Source organism: Halomonas sp. R57-5 (genome assembly GCF_900070345.1).
Lineage (GTDB): Bacteria > Pseudomonadota > Gammaproteobacteria > Pseudomonadales > Halomonadaceae > Vreelandella > Vreelandella ventosae_B.
The window spans coordinates 501,041-520,696 of record NZ_LN813019.1 but is presented as its reverse complement, the minus strand read 5'-3'; the positions used below and the strand labels follow the sequence as shown (position 1 = coordinate 520,696).

At 57.3% G+C, this 19,656-nt stretch carries 16 protein-coding genes; 5 read left to right on the top strand and 11 right to left on the bottom strand.

Going from position 1 to position 19,656, the window contains the following annotated elements:
- Positions 1-188 precede the first annotated feature (188 nt).
- Entirely contained in the window at positions 189-1,769 is a 1,581-nt protein-coding gene (locus HALO_RS02395) for a BCCT family transporter (RefSeq protein WP_050712979.1), read from the top strand.
- A 66-nt stretch (positions 1,770-1,835) separates the two neighbouring features.
- Positions 1,836-2,723, top strand: coding sequence for a DMT family transporter (locus HALO_RS02390; RefSeq protein ID WP_050712978.1), 888 nt, complete (start codon positions 1,836-1,838; stop codon positions 2,721-2,723).
- A gap of 61 nt (positions 2,724-2,784) precedes the next feature.
- Here HALO_RS02390 and etfB read toward each other — a convergent pair whose 3' ends face one another.
- The 8 genes from etfB to ccoG form a co-directional block, all read right to left on the bottom strand.
- Positions 2,785-3,627, bottom strand: coding sequence for an electron transfer flavoprotein subunit beta (etfB, locus tag HALO_RS02385; RefSeq protein WP_035581407.1), 843 nt, complete (start codon positions 3,625-3,627; stop codon positions 2,785-2,787).
- Positions 3,617-4,921 (bottom strand): electron transfer flavoprotein subunit alpha, encoded by a 1,305-nt coding sequence (gene etfA, locus HALO_RS02380; RefSeq protein ID WP_050712977.1) that lies wholly within the window; start codon positions 4,919-4,921, stop codon positions 3,617-3,619. The genes etfB and etfA overlap by 11 nt, the downstream gene beginning before the upstream one ends.
- Entirely contained in the window at positions 4,918-6,936 is a 2,019-nt protein-coding gene (locus tag HALO_RS02375; protein ID WP_035581411.1) for a (Fe-S)-binding protein, read from the bottom strand. Before HALO_RS02375 ends, etfA begins: the two co-directional genes overlap by 4 nt.
- An 83-nt stretch (positions 6,937-7,019) precedes the next feature.
- Positions 7,020-9,104 carry a dimethylglycine demethylation protein DgcA gene (gene dgcA / locus HALO_RS02370; RefSeq protein ID WP_050712976.1) on the bottom strand — a complete coding sequence of 695 codons (2,085 nt, stop codon included), beginning with the start codon at positions 9,102-9,104 and terminating at the stop codon, positions 7,020-7,022.
- Between the two features lie 24 nt (positions 9,105-9,128).
- On the bottom strand, positions 9,129-9,674 hold the full coding sequence (locus tag HALO_RS02365) for a DUF5943 domain-containing protein (protein ID WP_050712975.1): 546 nt from the start codon (positions 9,672-9,674) through the stop codon (positions 9,129-9,131).
- Positions 9,675-9,903: 229 nt separating this feature from the next.
- On the bottom strand, positions 9,904-10,881 hold the full coding sequence (locus tag HALO_RS02360) for a dipeptidase (protein ID WP_050712974.1): 978 nt from the start codon (positions 10,879-10,881) through the stop codon (positions 9,904-9,906).
- Between the two features lie 235 nt (positions 10,882-11,116).
- Positions 11,117-12,259 (bottom strand): GlxA family transcriptional regulator, encoded by a 1,143-nt coding sequence (locus tag HALO_RS02355; protein ID WP_035581418.1) that lies wholly within the window; start codon positions 12,257-12,259, stop codon positions 11,117-11,119.
- 291 nt (positions 12,260-12,550) lie between these two features.
- Positions 12,551-14,002, bottom strand: coding sequence for a cytochrome c oxidase accessory protein CcoG (gene ccoG, locus HALO_RS02350; RefSeq protein ID WP_035581420.1), 1,452 nt, complete (start codon positions 14,000-14,002; stop codon positions 12,551-12,553).
- 219 nt (positions 14,003-14,221) lie between these two features.
- On the opposite strand from ccoG, the gene mapR reads away from it, so the two are divergent.
- Positions 14,222-15,631: a GntR family transcriptional regulator MpaR gene (mapR, locus tag HALO_RS02345; protein WP_035581422.1), complete on the top strand. Its 1,410-nt coding sequence runs from the start codon at positions 14,222-14,224 to the stop codon at positions 15,629-15,631.
- A 168-nt stretch (positions 15,632-15,799) separates the two neighbouring features.
- On the opposite strand, the gene HALO_RS02340 is transcribed toward mapR, so the two are convergent.
- Positions 15,800-16,045, bottom strand: a complete 246-nt coding sequence (locus tag HALO_RS02340) for a hypothetical protein (protein WP_035581425.1) — start codon at positions 16,043-16,045, stop codon at positions 15,800-15,802.
- Between the two features lie 194 nt (positions 16,046-16,239).
- Here HALO_RS02340 and HALO_RS02335 point away from each other — a divergent pair, with 194 nt between their 5' ends.
- On the top strand, positions 16,240-16,860 hold the full coding sequence (locus HALO_RS02335) for a LysE family translocator (RefSeq protein WP_035581427.1): 621 nt from the start codon (positions 16,240-16,242) through the stop codon (positions 16,858-16,860).
- Positions 16,861-16,882: 22 nt separating this feature from the next.
- Complete coding sequence (locus tag HALO_RS02330) at positions 16,883-17,446, top strand: flavin reductase family protein (RefSeq protein ID WP_035581429.1); 564 nt, start codon at positions 16,883-16,885, stop codon at positions 17,444-17,446.
- Positions 17,447-17,494: 48 nt separating this feature from the next.
- Here HALO_RS02330 and HALO_RS02325 read toward each other — a convergent pair whose 3' ends face one another.
- Together HALO_RS02325 and HALO_RS02320 are read right to left on the bottom strand one after the other, a co-directional pair.
- Positions 17,495-19,243, bottom strand: a complete 1,749-nt coding sequence (locus tag HALO_RS02325) for a sensor domain-containing phosphodiesterase (RefSeq protein ID WP_035581431.1) — start codon at positions 19,241-19,243, stop codon at positions 17,495-17,497.
- Between the two features lie 126 nt (positions 19,244-19,369).
- Positions 19,370-19,600 (bottom strand): hypothetical protein, encoded by a 231-nt coding sequence (locus tag HALO_RS02320; RefSeq protein WP_035581433.1) that lies wholly within the window; start codon positions 19,598-19,600, stop codon positions 19,370-19,372.
- Between the last annotated feature and the right edge of the window lie 56 nt (positions 19,601-19,656).

Genomic DNA, 19,656 nt, shown 5'->3' with positions numbered 1-19,656 from the left:
CTAGCCCCTCCGCGCCTTAGGACTTACCCGAATAAGGCACTCACATATCTATTCAAGACATCCTAGCCAAGACGAATAGCTAGAGGTCGCTTTCACGACACTCCTCCTTTCAAACAGGCCCAACAATTCATGGCGTCGGCGATGATGACGCATACCCGACGCCTAACAAGAGCCACCAAGGAAACCCGATGAAGAACAACGACGACCCGGTTCTGTCGCCCGGACAGGACAATACACAGATCTTGGGGTTGGACTTTCATAACCCCGTCTTTCCGCTTTCTGCTCTAGCCATCCTACTGTTTATTATCTACGCGCTGGTCTATCCAGATGCTGCTAATACTCACTTAGGGCTTGCCAAGAACTGGTCGATTGAACACTTCGACTGGCTGTTTATGATTGCTGGCAATATTTTTGTGGTGTTTTGTCTTGTGCTGATCTGCTTGCCACTCGGGCGGATTCGTCTAGGCGGCAAGGATGCAAAACCGGAATACTCACGCACCTCCTGGTTCGCCATGCTGTTTGCGGCGGGCATGGGGATCGGCCTGATGTTCTGGAGCGTTGCTGAACCAGTAGCCTATTATACCGACTGGTATGGAACCCCCTTGAATACACCAGCGGGAACGCCGGAGGGCGCCAGCGCCGCCATGGGGGCAACCATGTTCCACTGGGGACTGCACCCCTGGGCCATTTATGGCGTGGTGGCACTCTCACTCGCTTTCTTTGCTTATAACAAAGGCCTGCCACTGACGCTTCGCTCCGCCTTTTACCCGATCCTTGGCGAGCGAACCCGCGGCTGGGCAGGCCATATCATCGATATTCTTGCCGTGCTGGCCACCATCTTTGGCCTGGCCACCTCGCTAGGCTTCGGCGCTACCCAAGCAGCTGGAGGCCTCGCCTATTTGTTCGACATTCCCAATACCATCGGCACACAGCTGGCGATCATCCTAGTGGTCACGGTGATCGCGCTGTTCTCGGTATGGCGGGGAATCGACGGTGGCGTTAAGTTGTTCTCGAATATCAACATGGTCATTGCGGCGGCGCTGCTGCTGTTTGTGGTTATAGCGGGGCCTMCCTTGATGATTCTGACAGGCATTGGCACCACGGCGCTGGACTACGTGGGCCACCTTCTGCCGCTGTCGAACTGGATTGGCCGCGAGGACGATACCTGGTACCACGGCTGGACGATCTTTTACTGGGCGTGGTGGATCTCCTGGTCTCCGTTTGTCGGCATGTTCATTGCCCGCGTATCCCGGGGGCGCACGGTTCGTGAGTTTCTTATCGCCGTACTGCTGGTACCAACGCTGGTCACACTGGTCTGGATGAGCGCCTTTGGCGGCACGGCGCTTTATCAAGCTGAAAATGGCGTGGGTGAACTGGCCAACGGCATTAGCGATGTCTCTCTGGCCATGTTCCATATGCTGGAGCAGCTGCCCCTGACCAGCATCACGTCAACGCTGGCGATTATTCTGGTGCTGGTGTTCTTCATTACCTCATCAGACTCAGGCTCGCTGGTCATCGACAATATCACCGCAGGCGGCAAAACCGATGCGCCCAAGGGCCAACGGGTATTCTGGGCCGCACTGGAAGGTGTGATTGCCGGTGCGCTGCTCTATGGTGGGGGAAATACCGCCCTCAGCGCACTTCAGGCGGGCGCGGTGGCCACGGGGCTCCCCTTTACGCTGGTTCTCTTGCTGATGTGCTTTAGTCTCTATATGGGGCTTCACAAGGAGTGGCGTGAACTTAACGCGGTGCCAAAAACCGCTAGTTAATCATCTCTAAACCGCCCGCCTACTCCGCGGGCGGTTTTCTTCTTCTGCCGATCGAGAGGCAAGACGATGCAGGTAAGTTCTTACCAGCGCGGTCTACTCACGGTGGTCTTGGGCGTGGTGTTTCTCAGCTTCGACGGTTTGCTGATACGCCTTGCACACACCAACGGCTGGACCATCGTATTCTGGCGCGGTTTGTTGATGTTCTGCGTGCTGGGGCTTTTATGCTGGGCTGGCAAGCGGCTAACAACGCTGAGAAGCAACCCGTTCTCTTCACTGGCCTCGGCGCTGCTGTTGGGTCTGATATCTAGCCTGTTTGTGCTGGCGGTCATGAACGCCAATGTGGCCAATGTGGTGGTGATCCTGAGTACCGCGCCGCTGTTTGCTGCGCTGTTTTCACGGGTTTTCCTGGGTGAAAAAGTCGCGCTGCGAACACTGGTGGCCATTGCTGTCTGTATGCTGGGCATGGGTCTGGTGTTCATGGGCGAGGGGGCCATGGGGATGCTGGTAGGTAATCTTTATGCCTTGTCGGCCGCGGCAGCTATCGGCGGCAACCTGACCCTGCTGCGCCGCTATCCAGCGATTGATCCTATGACGGTGATTGCCGGTGGTGGGTTGCTCTCGGCGGCGGTTGCCCTGCCCATGGCCTCGCCGCTGGATCTGGATGCCCAGCGTTATGGCGTACTGACGCTGATGGGGCTGGTGCAGATGCCCTTGGCCACGGTGCTGATCAACAGCGCCACCCGCTACCTGTCGTCGACGGAAGTGGCGCTGTTTTATTTGGTCGAAACCGCATTGGGCACGCTGTGGGTATGGTGGTTGTTAGCGGAGACACCCACGMCCTCGACGCTACTCGGTGGTGGTGTGGTTATCCTGATACTGGTAGTGCATGCATGGATAGGCTTGCGTCTGGAAAGGCAGCGTCTGCGGCTTTATCCGGGTTTTATCGGCCAATAGAAAAGCCCGCCTTAAAAAAGCGGGCTTGAGTGATGATTAGCGGCGTGATGCGCAGGCTAGTTCAGCGCAGCACATCCTCCTCCTTGAGCAGCTTGTAGATCGCCTCGGCGCCCTGTTCGGGGGACACATCGGTGAGCACCTGCCCGCCTTTGCCCTCCGACTTCGAAGCTGCCGCCTTGAATCGATCTCTGGCCGACGCAGCTTTAACGATTTTCAGACGCTTGGGCCGTTTACGTGCAGGGGCCAGATGCCACTGGGCCAGCTCGCAGTCGGCTTCAGGGGTAGTGGGCGTGATCGCAAAGGTGGCTCGACGCGCCGGGCCGAAGGCGCTCTGGCGCGCCACCGGCGCTGCTTCATCCACGCTGATGATGGCGGGCAAGCGCACCTTGAGACGGCGACGCTGGCCCCTTGGCAACGCCTGAAGCAGCGTTACCACGCCATTTTCCACCTTTTCTACCGACGCCAAACTATTAACCAATGGCCAGCCGAGATGTTCTGCCAACGCATAGGGCAAAAGCCCAGAGCCTTCACCGCGCTCTGCGCGGGCGCCGGTGATCACTAGCTGAGGCGAGGTTGCGGCCAGGTGTTTCGCCAGAGCAGGAATGGCGTCACTGCCCTCGGGCTGCTCTAGCAGGGTCATGGACTCAAGCCCCATGCCGACGCCTGTGGCCATACCTAAGTAGCCGCGCAGAGCTGCTTCGCTGCTATCGTCCTGGGAACCCGCGTGGAGCATGCTGATCCGGGTGCCCGGCAGCTCGGCCTCTATGGCCAGCGCAAGCTCCAGGCCCCGGGCATCCTGCTCTGCGCGCCTCGCACGGCCGGTGGTAGGGTGACGGCCGATGGAGACCAGCACCGCCACGTCGATTCCCTGTTGTTGTTGCTTCTGGTGTAGATCAGGCTGCATCGCGCTGCCCTCCCCGCTGCTGTTCCACCATGGCCACTAGCGCGGCCAGAATTTGCGTGCTGTCGCCAATTACCGCCAGGTCGGCGCGCTTGATGATGTCGCACCCCGGATCGAGATTGATCGCCACCACCTTGTCGCAGCGCTGAATGCCCTGCAGGTGCTGGATAGCGCCTGAAATACCCACCGCCATATAAACTCGGGCGGTTACCCAGGTGCCGGTCGCGCCCACCTGACGATCGCGGGCCATAAAGCCGTCGTCCACCGCGACACGCGAGGCCCCTTCGGTAGCGCCGAGGACTTTCGCGGCATGGTGGAAGGCGTCCCMCTGCTTGACGCCGTTGCCACCGGAGAGGATGAACTCAGCCTCGGCCAGCGCCACGCCGGCGGGATCCACCGCCACCTGCCCCAGATCTTCAATACGCGATAGAGTGGTGGGAATTGACGCTGCCAGGGTCAGGTGCTCGGCCACATGCCGCGTCTCGTCCACCGGTTCGGCGCACTCGGCCAGCGCCAGGGCAACCCGCGGAAGAGGGCGCTGGATATCCAGGCTCCCAGCGGCACCACGGGCAGTACAGCGCCAACCCAAAGAGGCCTCATTATCAGCTTCCACCTGCCACACCCCCGTGGCAGCGCGCTCACCCAGGCGCAAGGCAAGCCGCCGCCCCAGATCGGCTCCGCCCAGGGGTGAGTCCGGCAGCAGCCAGAAGCGCGGCGTCATCTCCCGTTCGACGGCGCTTAAAGCCGCCAAACGCGCTTCAGGCGCAAACCCCGCGTAAAACTCATCATCAAGATGCACGACGCGATCGATACCGGCTTCGCCCAGCGCCCGCTCCTTAAGCTCGCCGCCCCCCTCGCCCTTATACTCACCAAACAGGATCGCCACCACGGCGCCGGGCTGTTCGCCGTCGGCATCCGCCACACGTCGGGCCAGGCCCAGCAGGTCCTTGTCGTGACCTGAGAGACGCCCGCCGGTCAGGTCGGGCACCACGGCCACCAGGAAGGCGGGCTGATCAATGGTCACCGTGCGGCGGCTATCGCGGGCCGCCGTGGTGGTCGCGGTGGCCTGCCCCCCTTGCTGGAGACCACTACGATCAATCCGTTTGACGCCATTGGGGCCGATAAAGCCGATGGCACGAGGATCCTTGCGCACCACGCCGCTGGGGCCCATCCATTCGCTGACCGCTCCGCCGCCCCTGTTTACACCCAGGGCGGCCAGCACCGCGGCGTTGTCGGGGTGCAGACGGTTTCGGGCGATCCACTCACGACGTGGGTCGCGGCGAATAATCTCACTCATACGATCACCTCTTCAGCAGTCGTCGATGCAGTGGTTCGGCGGGATGCACCGGACACATCGTCAGCGGAACGCCCTACCAGGGCATCGGCCACCAGTTCGGCGATATCGCGCACTTCGGCGCTGGCATCCACCACGCCTTCCAGCATGGCGGTGCATTGCGGGCAGCCCACTGCGACTAGCTCGGCGCCGGTCTCCTTGACGTCATTCATACGCATATCGGGAATCCGCCGTTCACCGGGAATATCGGTAATCGGTGCCCCGCCACCGCCGCCGCAGCAGCGCGAGCGGTAACCGGAGCGTTCCATCTCCTTGACCTCGATGCCCAGCGCCTTAAGCACGTTACGTGGTGCCTCGTATTCACCGTTATAGCGCCCCAGGTAACACGGGTCGTGATAGGTGACGCTGCCACCTTTCCAGGGGGCAAAGGTCAACCGGCCTGCTTCAAACAGTTCGGCGATGAAGGTGCTGTGGTGACGCACCTTGTAGTTGGCATTAAAATCGGGACCGCCCAGCTCACCGTACTCGTTGCCCAGTACATGAAAGCTGTGCGGGTCGCAGGTCACGATCTGCAAGAACTGATACTGGGACAGGGTGGCAATATTGCGTTTCGCCAGGGATTGGAACGTCGCCTCATCGCCCAGACGCCGAGCCACGTCGCCGCTATCGCGCTCTTCAGTGCCCAATACCGCGAAATCGACTTCAGCAGCGCGGAGTACTTTGACCAGTGCGCGCAAGGTGCGCTGGTTGCGCATATCAAAAGCGCCATCCCCCAGCCACAACAGCACATCGACCTGCTTAAGATCCGCCATGAGCGGTAGGTTAAGATCCGCCGCCCAGTTGAGCCGCGAGCCAGGATCGAAACCGCCTGGATTGTCGGTGGCGATCAAATTGTCGAGCACCTCGGCGCCTTTATTGGGCGTTTTGCCACGCTCCAGGGTCAGGTAGCGGCGCATATCGACAATCGCATCCACGTGCTCGATCATCATCGGGCACTCTTCCACGCAGGCCCGGCAGGTCGTACAGGACCATAGGGTATCGGCGTCGACCAACGCTTTTCCTTCCAGCGCCACGATGGGCCCATGGGGCGTTCCCGCGTGCTCGCCTACCGGCTTGCCTGGGTAGGGTGAACCGGCATAGCCCGCATCGCTGCCCCCCGCCATGCCCACCACCATGTCCTGGATCAGCTTCTTGGGGTTGAGCGGCTGACCGGCGGCAAACGCCGGGCATACTGCCTCGCAGCGACCACACTGTACGCAGGCATCGAAGCCCAACAGCTGGTTCCAGGTAAAGTCGGCAGGCTTTTCTACCCCGAGGGGCGCCGCTTCATCCTCAAGGTTTAGCGCCTTGAGGCCCGTTGAGCGACCAGCGCCGCCTTTTTTCGTGGAGAAGCGCTCGGCGCGGCGATGGAAGGCCAGATGTAAGGCACCGGCGAAGGCGTGCTTCATGGGCCCGCCCCAGGTCATGCCAAAAAACATTTCCCCCAGGCCCCAGGCCACGACGCCCGCTAATACCAGCGCCAGCAACCAGCTACTGCCCCCTTCAAGCAAACCTTCGGGCAGCAGACCTACTGTGGGCAGCGTGATCAGGAAGACGCCTATCGAAAACGCCATCAGACTCTTGGGCAGGCGCATCCAGGGGCCTTTGGAGAGCCGAGCTGGGGGGTTAAGCCGCCGCCGCGCCACGAAGAGGCTACCGACGAACATGGAGGCGCTCGCCAGTAGCAGTAATCCGCCTAGCAATGGGTTGGCGATCCCCAAACCGTGCACCAGGATCATCAGCACGGCAGCGGCCACGAAGCCACCGGCGGTGGCCACGTGGGTGTTGGAGATCATTTTGTCACGCCCCACTACATGGTGCAGATCTACCAAATAGCGGCGCGGCAGGGCCACCAACCCCTTGAACAGGTTCACCCGCGATGGGCGCCCCTGACGCCAGAGGCGAATACGGCGAACGGCGCCGATCGCCGCCAGGGCCAAAGCGGTGAAAATCAGTATCGGCAAGAGCGTTTCGAGCATGGTGCTCACCTCATCTTTGGTGCCATTGGCTTTGGCGGCGGGGCTGCTCTAGCGCCCCGCATTATTGTTGGCTTTTGCCTAAGTCAAAAGTCCTTGCAGATTCGCAGGGCGTCGTAGATAGCCGCATGGGTGTTTCGCGGCGCCGTGCAGTCACCCAGGCGGAAGAGCAAGAAGCCATCCCCTTCCTTGCCTCTCTCATCAACCAGGCAAGGCTGCGGTTTGATGGCATAGAGTGCCTCCAAGTCGACCTGCCCTTTGTTGCGGGACTGCTCTTTGAGGGCGTAGTAGAGCGCTTCATCAGGGCGTACGCCGTTCTCGACCACTACCTGATCCACCACGCGCTCTTCCAAAGCACCGGTGTACTCATTTTCGAGCACCGCCACCAGGCCATCGCCCTCGCGGTAAACCTTATGCAGCATCAGGTCGGAGGACATGATCACCTCCTTCTCGTAGAGGCTGCGGTAGTAGGTGGGGAAGGTGGTACCGCCCACCGCCGCGCCGGGCTTTATATCGTCGGTGACGATCTCCACCTTGGCGCCCTTGTCGGCGAGGAAATCTGCTGCAGAGACGCCGGAGAATTCGCAGATGGCGTCATAAATCAGTACGTTTTTACCGGGTGCCACTTTTCCAGAAAGAATATCCCAGGTGCTGACCACCAGGCTCTCCTCAGCACTCTCCGAGTAGCCCCACTCGGGGTGCTGGCTCAGGAAGGGCTGGCCTCCGGTGGCGAGCACTACGATATCCGGGCGCAGGTCGAGCAGTGTTTCTTCATCGGCGCGGGTACCCAGACGCAAATCGACTTTAAGACGCGCCAGCTCCAGCTGAAACCAGCGGGTGATACCGGCGATTTGGTCGCGCTGGGGTGCCTGAGCGGCAATCGTGATCTGCCCACCCAAGGCGTCAGCGGCCTCAAACAGAGTGACATCGTGGCCGCGCTCAGCGGCTACCCGCGCTGCCTCCATACCGCCGGGGCCACCGCCTACTACGACGACTTTGCGCTTAGCGCCTTCGGTTTTTTCAATGATATGCGGCAGCCCCATGTACTCCCGGGATGTCGCGGCGTTTTGAATGCACAGCACGTCGAGGCCCTGGTACTGGCGGTCGATGCAGTAGTTAGMGCCCACGCACTGCTTGATCTGATCGATCTGGCCCATCTTGATCTTGGCGATCAGGTGGGGGTCGGCAATATGTGCCCGGGTCATGCCCACCAGGTCTACGTAGCCCCCTTCGAGAATACGCTGAGCCTGATTGGGATCCTTAATGTTCTGGGCGTGGATCACCGGCACGTTCACCACTTCCTTGATCCCCGCCGCCAGGTGTAAGAACGGCTCCGGCGGGTAGGACATATTAGGAATAACGTTGGCCAGGGTGTTGTGAGTGTCGCAGCCAGAACCGATAACGCCGAAGAAATCCACCATACCGGTGGCATCGTAGTAGGCGGCGATCTGCTTCATATCGTCGTGAGAAAGACCGTCCGGGTGGAACTCGTCGCCGCAAATGCGCATGCCAACACAGAAGTCGTCGCCCACTTCAGCACGCACGGCTTTAAGTACTTCCATGCCGAAGCGCATACGGTTCTCGAAGCTACCGCCCCACTCGTCCTCACGCTTGTTGACCCGTGGGCTCCAGAACTGATCGATCAAATGCTGGTGCACGGCGGAGAGTTCAACGCCGTCGAGGCCCCCTTCCTTGGCTCGGCGCGCGGCCTGGGCAAAGTCACCAACAATACGCCAGATCTCTTCTTCCTCAATGGTCTTACAGGTAGAGCGGTGCACCGGCTCGCGGATACCGGAGGGTGATACCAGGGTCGACCAGTCGAAACCGTCCCACCGGGAGCGCCGCCCCATATGGGTAATCTGGATCATGATCTTGCCACCATGCTTATGCACGGCATCGGCCAAATTCTGGAAGTGCGGAATAATACGATCGGTGGAAAGGTTTACCGAGCTCCACCAGCCCTGAGGGCTATCGATGGACACCACCGATGAGCCACCGCAAATACATAGACCACAACCACCTTTGGCCTTCTCCTCGTAGTACCTGACGTAGCGCTCAGTGGTCATACCGCCGTCGGTGGCATGCACCTCTGCGTGAGCGGTACTGACCACACGGTTGCGGATGGTCAGCTTACCGATCTCGATCGGCTCGAAAATTGCGTCGAATGCCATGATGATCTCTCCTCATTCCCCAGGCTAGCGGAGCTCGTCGGTTAGCGGCTTGACGGCGAAAATGCCTACATCACAGCCGGGCTCGGCGGCWCTCTGGGTCTGCTCAGCAACGGTACGCAGTGAACTTCCGCGGGCAGCGAGGATTTGATCCATGGCACCGGCGAACCAACCGGTGAACATGTACTCTTCCTTGTTGCCGGTTTTGCCAAGCTGGTAAACAAAAGCGCTGTGCTCAAGTCGTACTTGAGCAGTACCCGAGTCGAGATCGATCTGTTCAGTAATGAATAGCCCCCAACCGCGCTGGGAAAGGCGGGTCATGTAGTGCTCAAATACCGCCTCTCCGCTAATGTCGTGTAGTTCGGCCTCTTTCTCACACCAGTGCCAGGCGCTCTTGTAACCTGCGTGATAAAGAATTTCGGCATACTTCTCAGCACCTAGCGCCTCTTCTACGGCTACGTGATTATTGATAAAGAAGTGCCGTGGCACATAGAGCATAGGCAGCGCATCGGTCGTCCAGACGCCTGTTTCGCTATCCACTTCGATGGGCAGTGCGGGGGCCAGTTTGGTCACGGTTGTATTCCTCAAATCTTGATTGTTATGGAGTAGCTAAGCAGCCGTTCTGCAAGGGGAGCGGCACCGGGGATAGGCCGTAGAGGGGGTCTTTTGCCACGGATGGCAAAAGTAGCGTCCAGGGAGGGATTCACAGCGCCCCCTCGTAGGCCTATCGCCGGTAAAGCCGCGTGTTAGGGCACTACTGCGGTTTTACCTTTGGCGCCCGTCCCTCGCTATGTCGGCACCCTCAGGCGCCCCACACGTCCTTGAGCACGCGCATCCAGTTCTCGCCCATGATCTTGCGCACCTGGGTCTCACTTAAGCCGCGCTTGAGGAGTGCCTCGGTGAGATTGGGGAACTCCCCAATGGTGCGGATTCCTTTGGGATTGATGATCTTGCCAAAGTCGGTGAGGCGACGGGCGTAGCCCTTGTCATGGGTCAACCACTCGAAAAACTCTTGACCATGCCCTTGGGTGAAATCGGTACCGATGCCGATAGCGTCCTCACCGACGATATTCATGACGTACTCGATCGCCTCGCAGTAGTCTTCGATGGTTGAGTCGATGCCCTTTTTGAGGAACGGCGCAAACATGGTGACACCAACAAAACCGCCGTGGTCGGCAATGAACTTGAGCTCTTGATCGGATTTGTTGCGCGGGTGTTCTTTAAGGCCAGAGGGCAGGCAGTGGGAGTAACAGACCGGCTTTTTAGACTCGAGGATGACCTCTTCAGAAGTCTTGGCACCGACGTGAGAGAGGTCGCACATGATGCCCACGCGGTTCATCTCGGCGACAATTTCGCGACCAAAACCGGAGAGGCCGCCGTCACGCTCGTAGCAGCCGGTCCCCACCAGATTCTGGGTGTTGTAGCACATCTGTACGATACCCACGCCCAGCTGTTTGAAGATCTCGACATAGCCGATCTGATCCTCGAAGGCATGGGCATTCTGGAAGCCGAAGATAATGCCGGTCTTGCCCTCTTCTTTTGCGCGAGTGATGTCAGCAGKCGTCCGTACCGGGCGCACCAGGTCGCTACACTCCGCCATCAGCTGGTTGGACTTGACGATATTATCGACCGTGGCCTGAAAACCTTCCCACACAGAGACAGTGCAGTTGGCCGCGGTAAGGCCGCCGCGCCGCATGTCCTCTAGCAGTTCACGGTTCCATTTGGCGATGATCAGCCCATCTATAACGATGGCATCATTGTGTAGTTCAGAGGGGGTCATGGCTAAGCTCCAACATTAGTTAATGTAGCGAGCATAGCGCTGACGTTAGGTTGGACTGCTCTTGGAAACGACGGTGGAAATTCCAAAAGCGTCATTGTGCCGTGGATACGACAACAACCCGCCCTCGTTCACTTATTGTCAGTTGGCCAACAGGGAAATTGGCAATCACGGTCATAAAAAAACGTGCGGCTCGAAGCGAGATAGCACGTTATACGCATTGATTGAGCAGCAGGTATCAGTTCAGCAGCAACACGCTGGCAAAGGTCGGTTCTCCCTGTGCATTGGCAAGTGCCTGCTGAGCGCCTGAGGAGGGCTCACGAGCAGTAGATGCGTTCCCCCATTGCCTGAGCAAAGGTGGCGACTTCGGGTTATTGCCTTGACGCTCAACGCCACCCAGGCGCTCATTTCTCGGCGGCACACCAAAGTATTCGCGGTAACACTTAGAAAAATGAGGCGTAGAAACAAAGCCACAAACAGAGGCAATCTCGATAATCGATAAAGGGGTTTGCTTGAGCAATTGACGCGCGCGCACCAGGCGCAACTTGAGATAATAGCGAGACGGTGAACAAAGTAGGTAACGTTGAAATAACCGCTCTAACTGGCGTCGCGAAACATCCACATACCGTGCCAGTTCATCGAGTTCGATCGGCTCCTCAAGATTGGACTCCATCAATGCCACAATCTCCAGCAGCTTGGGCTGGGTAGTACCTAGCACGTGTTTGAGCGGCACACGCTGCTGATCCTGCTCGTTACGCACGCGCTCGTAGATAAACATCTCGGAGATGCCTGCCGAAAGCTCGCGCCCATAGTCGTGGGCAATCAGATTGAGCATCATATCCAGCGGTGCGGTGCCACCAGAGGCGGTGAATCGATCACGGTCGATAGAGAATAGATGCGGCGTCAGAATGACGTTGGGGAAAGCCTCCTGCATAGCGGCCAAGCACTCCCAGTGTACGCTGGTTTCATAGTGGTCAAGCAGCCCCGCCTGCCCCAGCGCCCAACTGCCGGTACACACCGACCCTAAACGCCTTAACTGGCGCGACTGGGACTGCAGCCAACGCACGTGCTCGCGGGTGACACTGTGATGTGGGCCTACCCCGCCGCAAACGACCACCCACTCAAGCGATAGCGGGGTATGCATAGAGGCATCAGGCGTCACCTGTAGCCCATCACTAGCGCGTACCGGCAAGCCATCTTGAGTCAGGGTATACCAACGATACAGCTCGCGGCCGGACAGTTGATTGGCCATCCGCAACGGCTCTATCGCGGAGGCCAGGGAGATCAACGTAAAATTATCTAACAGTAGAAAGCCCAGGGTTTGCGGTTCACCCGCACGGCTAGTATCTGCCGCCGGGTCTTTGGCTTGATTTGATGTCATGGTTTTACCCTCCGTCACCTGTCAATCATGAATTTTTTCTTATTAGTATAGGTGTCGCTGGTGTCTTTTAGTTTCCCCCTTACTGGCGTGAATACTCGCTCGTCAGGAGGGCATTGCTCTTTGGTCGTATATTGGCATGAACAGGACGGAAAGCGACATCACTATCACACGAATCTGGCGATCAGTCGCAAATGCAACACTGGAGGTCGTTTCCGAAACCTTTTTAGCTTGCGAAGGACCACCGCCTCGCTGAGACAGAGGGTGGGGATAAGTTGACCAATAGCACAGCCACTACTTCTTCCTAGAGAGCCCCAAAAAACGCGTTTCGTTAACAGTCGTTATCGAAGGGTCATCTAATGCAGTGATATGCAGTTCAATGGGATGGCTGGGTTGTGTTAGATCACCAGCAGCTGCGGTAAGGGCTAAGCGTACGCTGCGCGTTTCAGACGCCACTACCTCTATGGTATCCACGCCCTGCAACCGCAGCCCTGGCAACCCCTTGGCCGATACCGCATAGCGATGGGTCTGACCATCTTGATTGCGCAGCGTCACATTGTAGTAATTGATAATGCGACCCTCGGCCGTGCTTTCAAACAATGTCTGGCGGTCGCGCACAACATCGACATCGATGGGCACACGGGAATTCAAGAAACCGACCAATAACACCACCATAGAGAGTAGCGCCGCTGAGTAAGCCAGCAGCTGAGGTCGCCAAAAGCGGGTCGTTTTACCCTCCAGCTCGCGCTCGGTGGTGTAACGAATCAGGCCCAGCGGTTTATCGACCCGCGCCATAACGCTATCGCAGGCATCGATACACGCCGCGCAGCCAATACACTCGTACTGTAATCCATCGCGAATATCGATACCGGTGGGGCATACCTGAACGCAGAGTTCACAGTCGATACAGTCACCGGTTCGCGTTGCCTCAACGCCCTTGTGAGGATGGTGCCGGCGCGGCTCACCGCGGGCGGCATCGTAGGAAACAATCAGCGTATTGGCGTCGAACATCGCCGACTGAAAGCGTGCATAGGGACACATATGCAGGCATACCTGATGGCGAAGCCAACCGGCATTCAAGTAGGTAAACAGGGTAAAAAAACCTATCCAGAACAGCGCCAGTGGGTGCGCGTCCAGGCTGACAACATCCACCACTAATTCTCTGATCGGCGAGAAGTAACCGACGAAGGACACCCCCGTTGCCACCGCAATCAGCAGCCAAGCTGCATGTTTGGCGGTTTTTCGCCATCGCGTATCCCAACTAACTGGCGCTTTATCACGCCGAATGCGCCGGTGGCGAGGCCCCTCCAGGCGATGTTCAAACCAGATAAACAGAAACGTCCACACACTTTGCGGACAGCTGTAGCCACACCACACGCGCCCAGCCACCACCGTGATCAAAAACAGACCAAAGGCGCAGAGCACCAGGATCCAGGTGAGTAAGATAAAGTCCTGTGGATAAAACGTCGCCGCAAACAGGTGAAATTCCTGGGCAGAGAGGTCAAACCACACCAGCGGTCGATCGCCCCAATTGATCCACGGCAAGCCGAAATAGAGCGCCATTAGCAGCCAGTTTGAGTGGCGCCGAATACGCTGAAAAAAGCCGTCTATTTCCCGCACATAAATATGCCCTAGCTTATTCGACTGAGAGTTAGGAGGTTTATTATTGGAAGGCTCAGAGGAGGACGATTGGTACTCAACCACAGCCTCCGTGGCCAGGTCTTGCAGTGGAATGCGTTGCGTCATACCGAGATCCAGAAAAGAGGAAGTAGAGGTCTATACGGTCGAGTGGCGTCATCGAATTAGCCACTACTATGCCTTTCTAGCCGTTAACTAAAACAGACGCAGTTTTAGAGAAAAAAGCCATATCAGTTTGTAGCTACCGCCGAATATGGCTCTATCTGATATGATTTTAATTGAGAGTATCGAAGCTGTTTATCACCCTACGCACCGACGGTTTATGCCATGAAACGCTACGAACAATTTGCCGATGAAATAGCCACGCTGATTCGCCAGGGCGTGCTTGGCCCAGGGGAGCGTATTCCTTCGGTGCGTCAGGCTAGCCGTCATCATGGCATTAGCCCTTCCACGGTGTTTCAGGCTTACTACTTACTGGAAAACCAAGGACTTATCACTGCACGGGCGCGCTCAGGGTATTTTGTTCGTGAACACGCCCGGCGCTTGCTGGACGAACCGCGCGTGCCACTGCAGCCCACTGACCCGGCGGAGGTAGAAGTCAGCGAGTTGGTATTCTCGGTGCTTGGCTCGCTTCAGGATGACCGAACGGTGCCCTTTGGATCGGCCTTTCCTAGTCCTGAGCTGTTTCCGCTTTCTCGCTTGGCCACCAGCATGACACGGGGATTGCGCGCACTTTCGCCTCAACAGGTGGTAGCCGACATGACCACCGGGCATATCGACCTGTGCCGGCAGATTGCGCTGCGCTACATGCTGGGTGGCATTCAACTGCCGATGGAAGAGCTGGTGATTACCAATGGTGCAATGGAGGGACTTAACCTAGCCCTGCAGTGTGTTACCCAGCCGGGCGACCTGGTAGCGATTGAGTCACCAGCGTTTTATGCCAGCCTGCAAGTGCTTGAGCGGTTAAAGCTTCGCGCGGTGGAGATTCCGGTTCACCCACGGGAGGGGATCGACCTAGAAGTGCTGGAAGAGCGGCTGGAAACACTGCCGATCAAAGCCTGCTGGTTTATGAGCCATCTGCAAAACCCCATCGGCGCCAGCCTGAGCAAAGAGCGCAAACAAGCCCTTTATCAGCTGTTAAAACAGCACCAGGTACCCATGCTAGAGGATGATGTATATGCCGAGCTGTACTTTGGCAGCACCCCACCCGCACCCGTAAAAACCTTTGATGACGAGGGCTTGATCATCCACTGCAGCTCCTTCTCAAAGTGCCTAGCACCGGGCTACCGGGTGGGCTGGGTAGCGGGCGGCCGCTATGCCCAGGCCATCTCGCGGCTAAAACTGATGACCACCATCTCGCCCTCCGTACCCGCTCAGGCGGCGATTGCCGATTACTTGCAGCACGGCGGTTATGATCGCCATTTGCGCAAACTCCGCCACGCCTTAGAAGCCCAGCAAGCCAGTATGCTGGCGGCGGCGGATCGCTACTTTCCTGCCAACACCCGCATCACCCGCCCCGCGGGCGGCTATTTTCTATGGGTAGAGTTTCCGGAGGAAGTGGATTCGCTGCGGCTATTTAATACCGCGCTCGACCACGGCGTTAGCATAGCGCCAGGCCCGATTTTTTCAGCCACCCAACAATTTCGCCACTGTGTGCGGCTAAGCTACGGCCACCCCTGGACGCCACGCAGCGAACGCGGCATGGAAACCTTGGGCAGGTTATTAACCCTCTGTTAACCCGCTATTCCAACCCAGATGCCAAAGCAACTGATATGGTTTTTAATAAAAATCTGAATCTGTTATGCAACACGACAAGCTATTTGCTCTACTCCCCCCACAACATGCTGATAGGCACAGCAAAGCAACCGGGTACTTTCAGCTTTACACAGTGGCGCCCGGTATAAATCAACATGCCACCTCGAAACTGCTCGCCCGCTTGATCGGCGAGTCGAGCAAGCCCTGCGGCCTCCTTGGCCTGCACGGTGGCAGAGCGCTTAACTTCGCCCCCCAAAGCGCCTGCCCACGCTCAATGATGAGATCCACCTCAACTTGATCTTTACCGCGGTAGTGAGAAAAGCGCAGCTCCGGTTCGATCCAAGAGGCTTGGGCCATGAGCTGCTCGGCCAGTGGATGAAGGTAAATAACCTCCATACGGCCTGCTAAAGAGTCCTGAGCTTTGGGTAGCCTTCAGCGGGTGCGTCACCCCAAGATGCTCCAGTATAAACAGCGAAGCATTCAATGTATGGCGCAGTCAATCAGCGGATAGAATTGCCACGCGGCACTTCAGGGCTTACAACTATATGGCGAGATTTAGTTAATAATTCAACAACAGGAAGATTAACGCTATGTCGATTGAGCTTTGGCTATCGTTTGTGTTGGCTTCGTTTTTGGTCATCGCGTCCCCCGGCCCCGCTGTTGCCCTGCTGGTCATGACCGGCATCAATCAAGGTCGCAGGGCCGCTCTGGCGATGCTACCCGGCTTTTTCTTGGGCGACTTGGTGGCTATGTCTCTTTCGTTTGCAGGCGTAGGTGCCCTGTTGATGGCGTCGGCTGAGCTATTCATGCTTGTTAAGTGGCTTGGAGTCATCTATCTACTTTACCTAGGCATCAAGATGTGGCGTGAATCTGGCCAATTGAATGATCTGGAAGCCGCTGGCGCCAGCGTTAAGCAGGGCACTGCAAAGGCCTTTTGGGTGACACTCTTAAACCCCAAAAGCATTCTGTTCTTCATGGCATTCATGCCGCAGTTTATTAACCAAACCCAACCTCTGGCGCCCCAGTTGGCGATTCTGTTTGCTACGTTTCTTGTGATAGGTGTCATCTCAGATCTCGGCTACACACTGTTGTCGACCACTAGCCGACAACTGATGACCGCCAGGTTTCGCCGCCTGCTACACCGCTGCGGTGCCGGTAGTTTGATTGGCGCTGGTGTGCTGATGACCTTAATGCGCCGCCCGACTGCCTAACTAATCTAATCGGAGATTATTTATGCCACACCCGATAGCGAAGAAGGATTTTCCTGTCTCCAATGTCAGGCACTTTCTTGAACCTGGCCCGATTGTGCTGGTGTCATCACAATGGCAACAACAAACCAACATCATGACCATGGGGTGGCACATGGTCATGGCGTTCTCCCCCTCGCTCCTAGGCTGTGTTATTGATGCCGGGAATCACTCCCATGCGCTGGTGTGCAACAGCGGTGAATGCGTGATCAATATTCCTTCGGCATCACTTGTCGATAAGGTCGTGGGTATCGGTAACTGTTCAGGAAGCGAGGTCGACAAGTTCAAAGCGTTTGAGCTAACCCCAGGCAAGTCAGAAAAGGTAGGAGCGCCACGGGTAGAGGAGTGCTATGCGTCTTTCGAGTGCCGCTTGCACGATGACACCATGATTGAACGCTACAACCTGTTTATTTTTGAGGTCGTTAAAGCCCACACCGCGCCTTCGGCAGATGAGGAAGAATCGCTGCACTACCGGGGTATGGGAGAGTTTATGCTGTCGGGTCAATCCATCGACCGTACGGAACTGTTTAAGCCATCAATGCTTATTTGAGTAGAACCACGACACCATCCAGTGACCGGCTGGTTACGCATTATCGACCTACCCCGGATGCAGCCACTTTTCAAACGCCGCTGGCGATAGCGGCCTGGCGATAAGATACCCCTGGGCTTCGTCGCAACCCAACTGAACGAGGCGGCGGTAAACAGCATCGCTCTCTACCCCTTCGGCCACCACGCGGTAGCCCAGATCATGGGCCATTGAAATCATCGAGTTGACCAGCGTCGCGGCACGCTCATCACCGTCTAGATGGGTGATGAAACGACGGTCAATCTTCACGGTATGGGCGGGAATCTCGTGCAGGTAGGAGAGGCTGCTGTAGCCGGTACCGAAATCATCAATGGCGATCCTCACCCCGGCGGTTATCAGCGCTTTAAGCTGGTCAGTCGCAACGTCTCCCTGGCCAACCAGCGCGCTTTCAGTCAGCTCCACCTCCAGGTTGGCTCTCGGTAGTGCCATGTGCGCCATCTCACCCAGTAGCTGTAGGGCAAAATGCTCTTCCTCAAGATTGGTCGCCGACACATTGACCGAAATCTGCAGTATCTCGCCTTGCCGATGCCACGCTGCTGCCTGACTAACGGTATGCCGCAACACCCATTGGGTGAATGGCTTAGCCATCGGCGTATGTTCGATCAATGGGATAAACTCGTCTGGCGATAAGTCCCCCAAGAGTGGATGGCGCCAGCGCAACAACGCTTCTGCTCCCGAACACTCGCCGCTATCAAGGCGGACACGCGGTTGGAAGACCAGGTAAAGCTCATCCTCGTTTTCCAGCGCCCGGCCAATGTCGTTCAGCAGCATATAACGCCGCTGGTAATCGGCATCCAGCTCCGAGGAAAAGAGCCCCGCCCCTTTTCTCGCTTGGCGAGCATCCAGGCAAGCGGCATAGGCACTTCGTAAAATATCCACAACCGCGCTCTTACCTAAACAAAATGGTGCGATACCCACGGTGGGGCGAACCAATACCGGCACTGCGCGGGCAGATTCAAGCGCGAGCAGCGCCTGACGAAGCCGCAGCGCCTCCTGGAGCAAGTGCGCATCGCTAGCGTGGTTCACCAGATGCACGAACTGGCAGCCACCCAGATGGTAAATTTTCATTCCCGAACCGATGGCTTGTTGCAAACAGCGGGCGGAAACCCTTACTAGCCCATCAAGGTAAGCGGGGCCCAGGGTACGATGAAGCGCACTTATCTCACTGACATCGACCACCTCGGTCAACAGCACGACTCTCCACTCGTGTGGCGAATCGCGCTGCATATCCTGTAGGTCTTCAGCAAACTGGTTTCGGTTAGGAAGGCCAGTTAACGGGTCGACCCTGCCAAAAGCGTGCTGCAGCTCAATCTGCGCCATGACCATGGCGGCTAGATCACGGAGCATTGTTTGCTCCTGCTCAGAGAGCTCGTTTGGCTGGGTGTCTAGCACGCACATCGCGCCCAGGGTATGGCCTTCTCGCGTGACCAACGGTGCACCCGCATAAAAACGGATACCTGACTTTGCCAGGTAGCTATTTCGGTAGCAGTCCGAGGCGAGCAGGTCGGGAATGACCAGGATTTCCGCAGCATCGCAGACCTCCCCGCAGGGAGCCATTTCACGGGGAATCTCCCAATGATCGACCCCAACTCTGGACTTGAACCACTGCCGGTTCTCGTCGGTGAGCGATACGGCTGCGATCGGCAAACCGAATAGCTGGCTAGCCATCCGTGTTATTCGATCAAAACTCTCACTTGGGGAGGTATCCAGCAGATTTAGCTGGCGGAGCGCGAACAGTCGATCCTGTTCCTGGGCATTCATGTACGTAACCCTACGCCGAGATGAACATGGTTCTTTAATAATATATATCAGCCCCATAAAAAAATGGCATTTGATAACGCTCATTTTTCTGATGTTGTTATTTGTTTAGCGGGCTTAGGGGTGGCTCTAACTCAGCGTTATATTGATAAAAACCAAAATGATCAGCGCCGCTGCCGCCGGCCAGGGGCTTCGTAGCACTACTCCGAACATGGTCAGCGGAATTAGCACGGTAAGTGCCGCCAGCACATGAGGCAGTTCTGCCAATCCACTTTTAGACATACTCGCTATATACACCAACCCAAGAGCACCAATCAGAAGCCCAAACCAAACATGACGGTTACGCAGTCGTGATGACATACCTCTACCTTCCTTTTTGGTTAAGCGTTTATTGCCAACAGTTCGCTAACCTGAAA

Bases quoted from the DNA above. Each gene is read 5' to 3' on its own strand.
- HALO_RS02325 (WP_035581431.1), bottom strand. From the start codon at position 19,243: ATGAATGCCCAGGAACAGGATCGACTGTTCGCGCTCCGCCAGCTAAAT.
- HALO_RS02330 (WP_035581429.1), top strand. From the start codon at position 16,883: ATGCCACACCCGATAGCGAAGAAGGATTTTCCTGTCTCCAATGTCAGG.
- ccoG (WP_035581420.1), bottom strand. From the start codon at position 14,002: ATGACGCAACGCATTCCACTGCAAGACCTGGCCACGGAGGCTGTGGTT.
- etfB (WP_035581407.1), bottom strand. From the start codon at position 3,627: ATGCAGCCTGATCTACACCAGAAGCAACAACAACAGGGAATCGACGTG.
- HALO_RS02320 (WP_035581433.1), bottom strand. From the start codon at position 19,600: ATGTCATCACGACTGCGTAACCGTCATGTTTGGTTTGGGCTTCTGATT.
- HALO_RS02335 (WP_035581427.1), top strand. From the start codon at position 16,240: ATGTCGATTGAGCTTTGGCTATCGTTTGTGTTGGCTTCGTTTTTGGTC.
- mapR (WP_035581422.1), top strand. From the start codon at position 14,222: ATGAAACGCTACGAACAATTTGCCGATGAAATAGCCACGCTGATTCGC.
- HALO_RS02355 (WP_035581418.1), bottom strand. From the start codon at position 12,259: ATGACATCAAATCAAGCCAAAGACCCGGCGGCAGATACTAGCCGTGCG.
- HALO_RS02340 (WP_035581425.1), bottom strand. From the start codon at position 16,045: ATGGAGGTTATTTACCTTCATCCACTGGCCGAGCAGCTCATGGCCCAA.
- HALO_RS02375 (WP_035581411.1), bottom strand. From the start codon at position 6,936: ATGCTCGAAACGCTCTTGCCGATACTGATTTTCACCGCTTTGGCCCTG.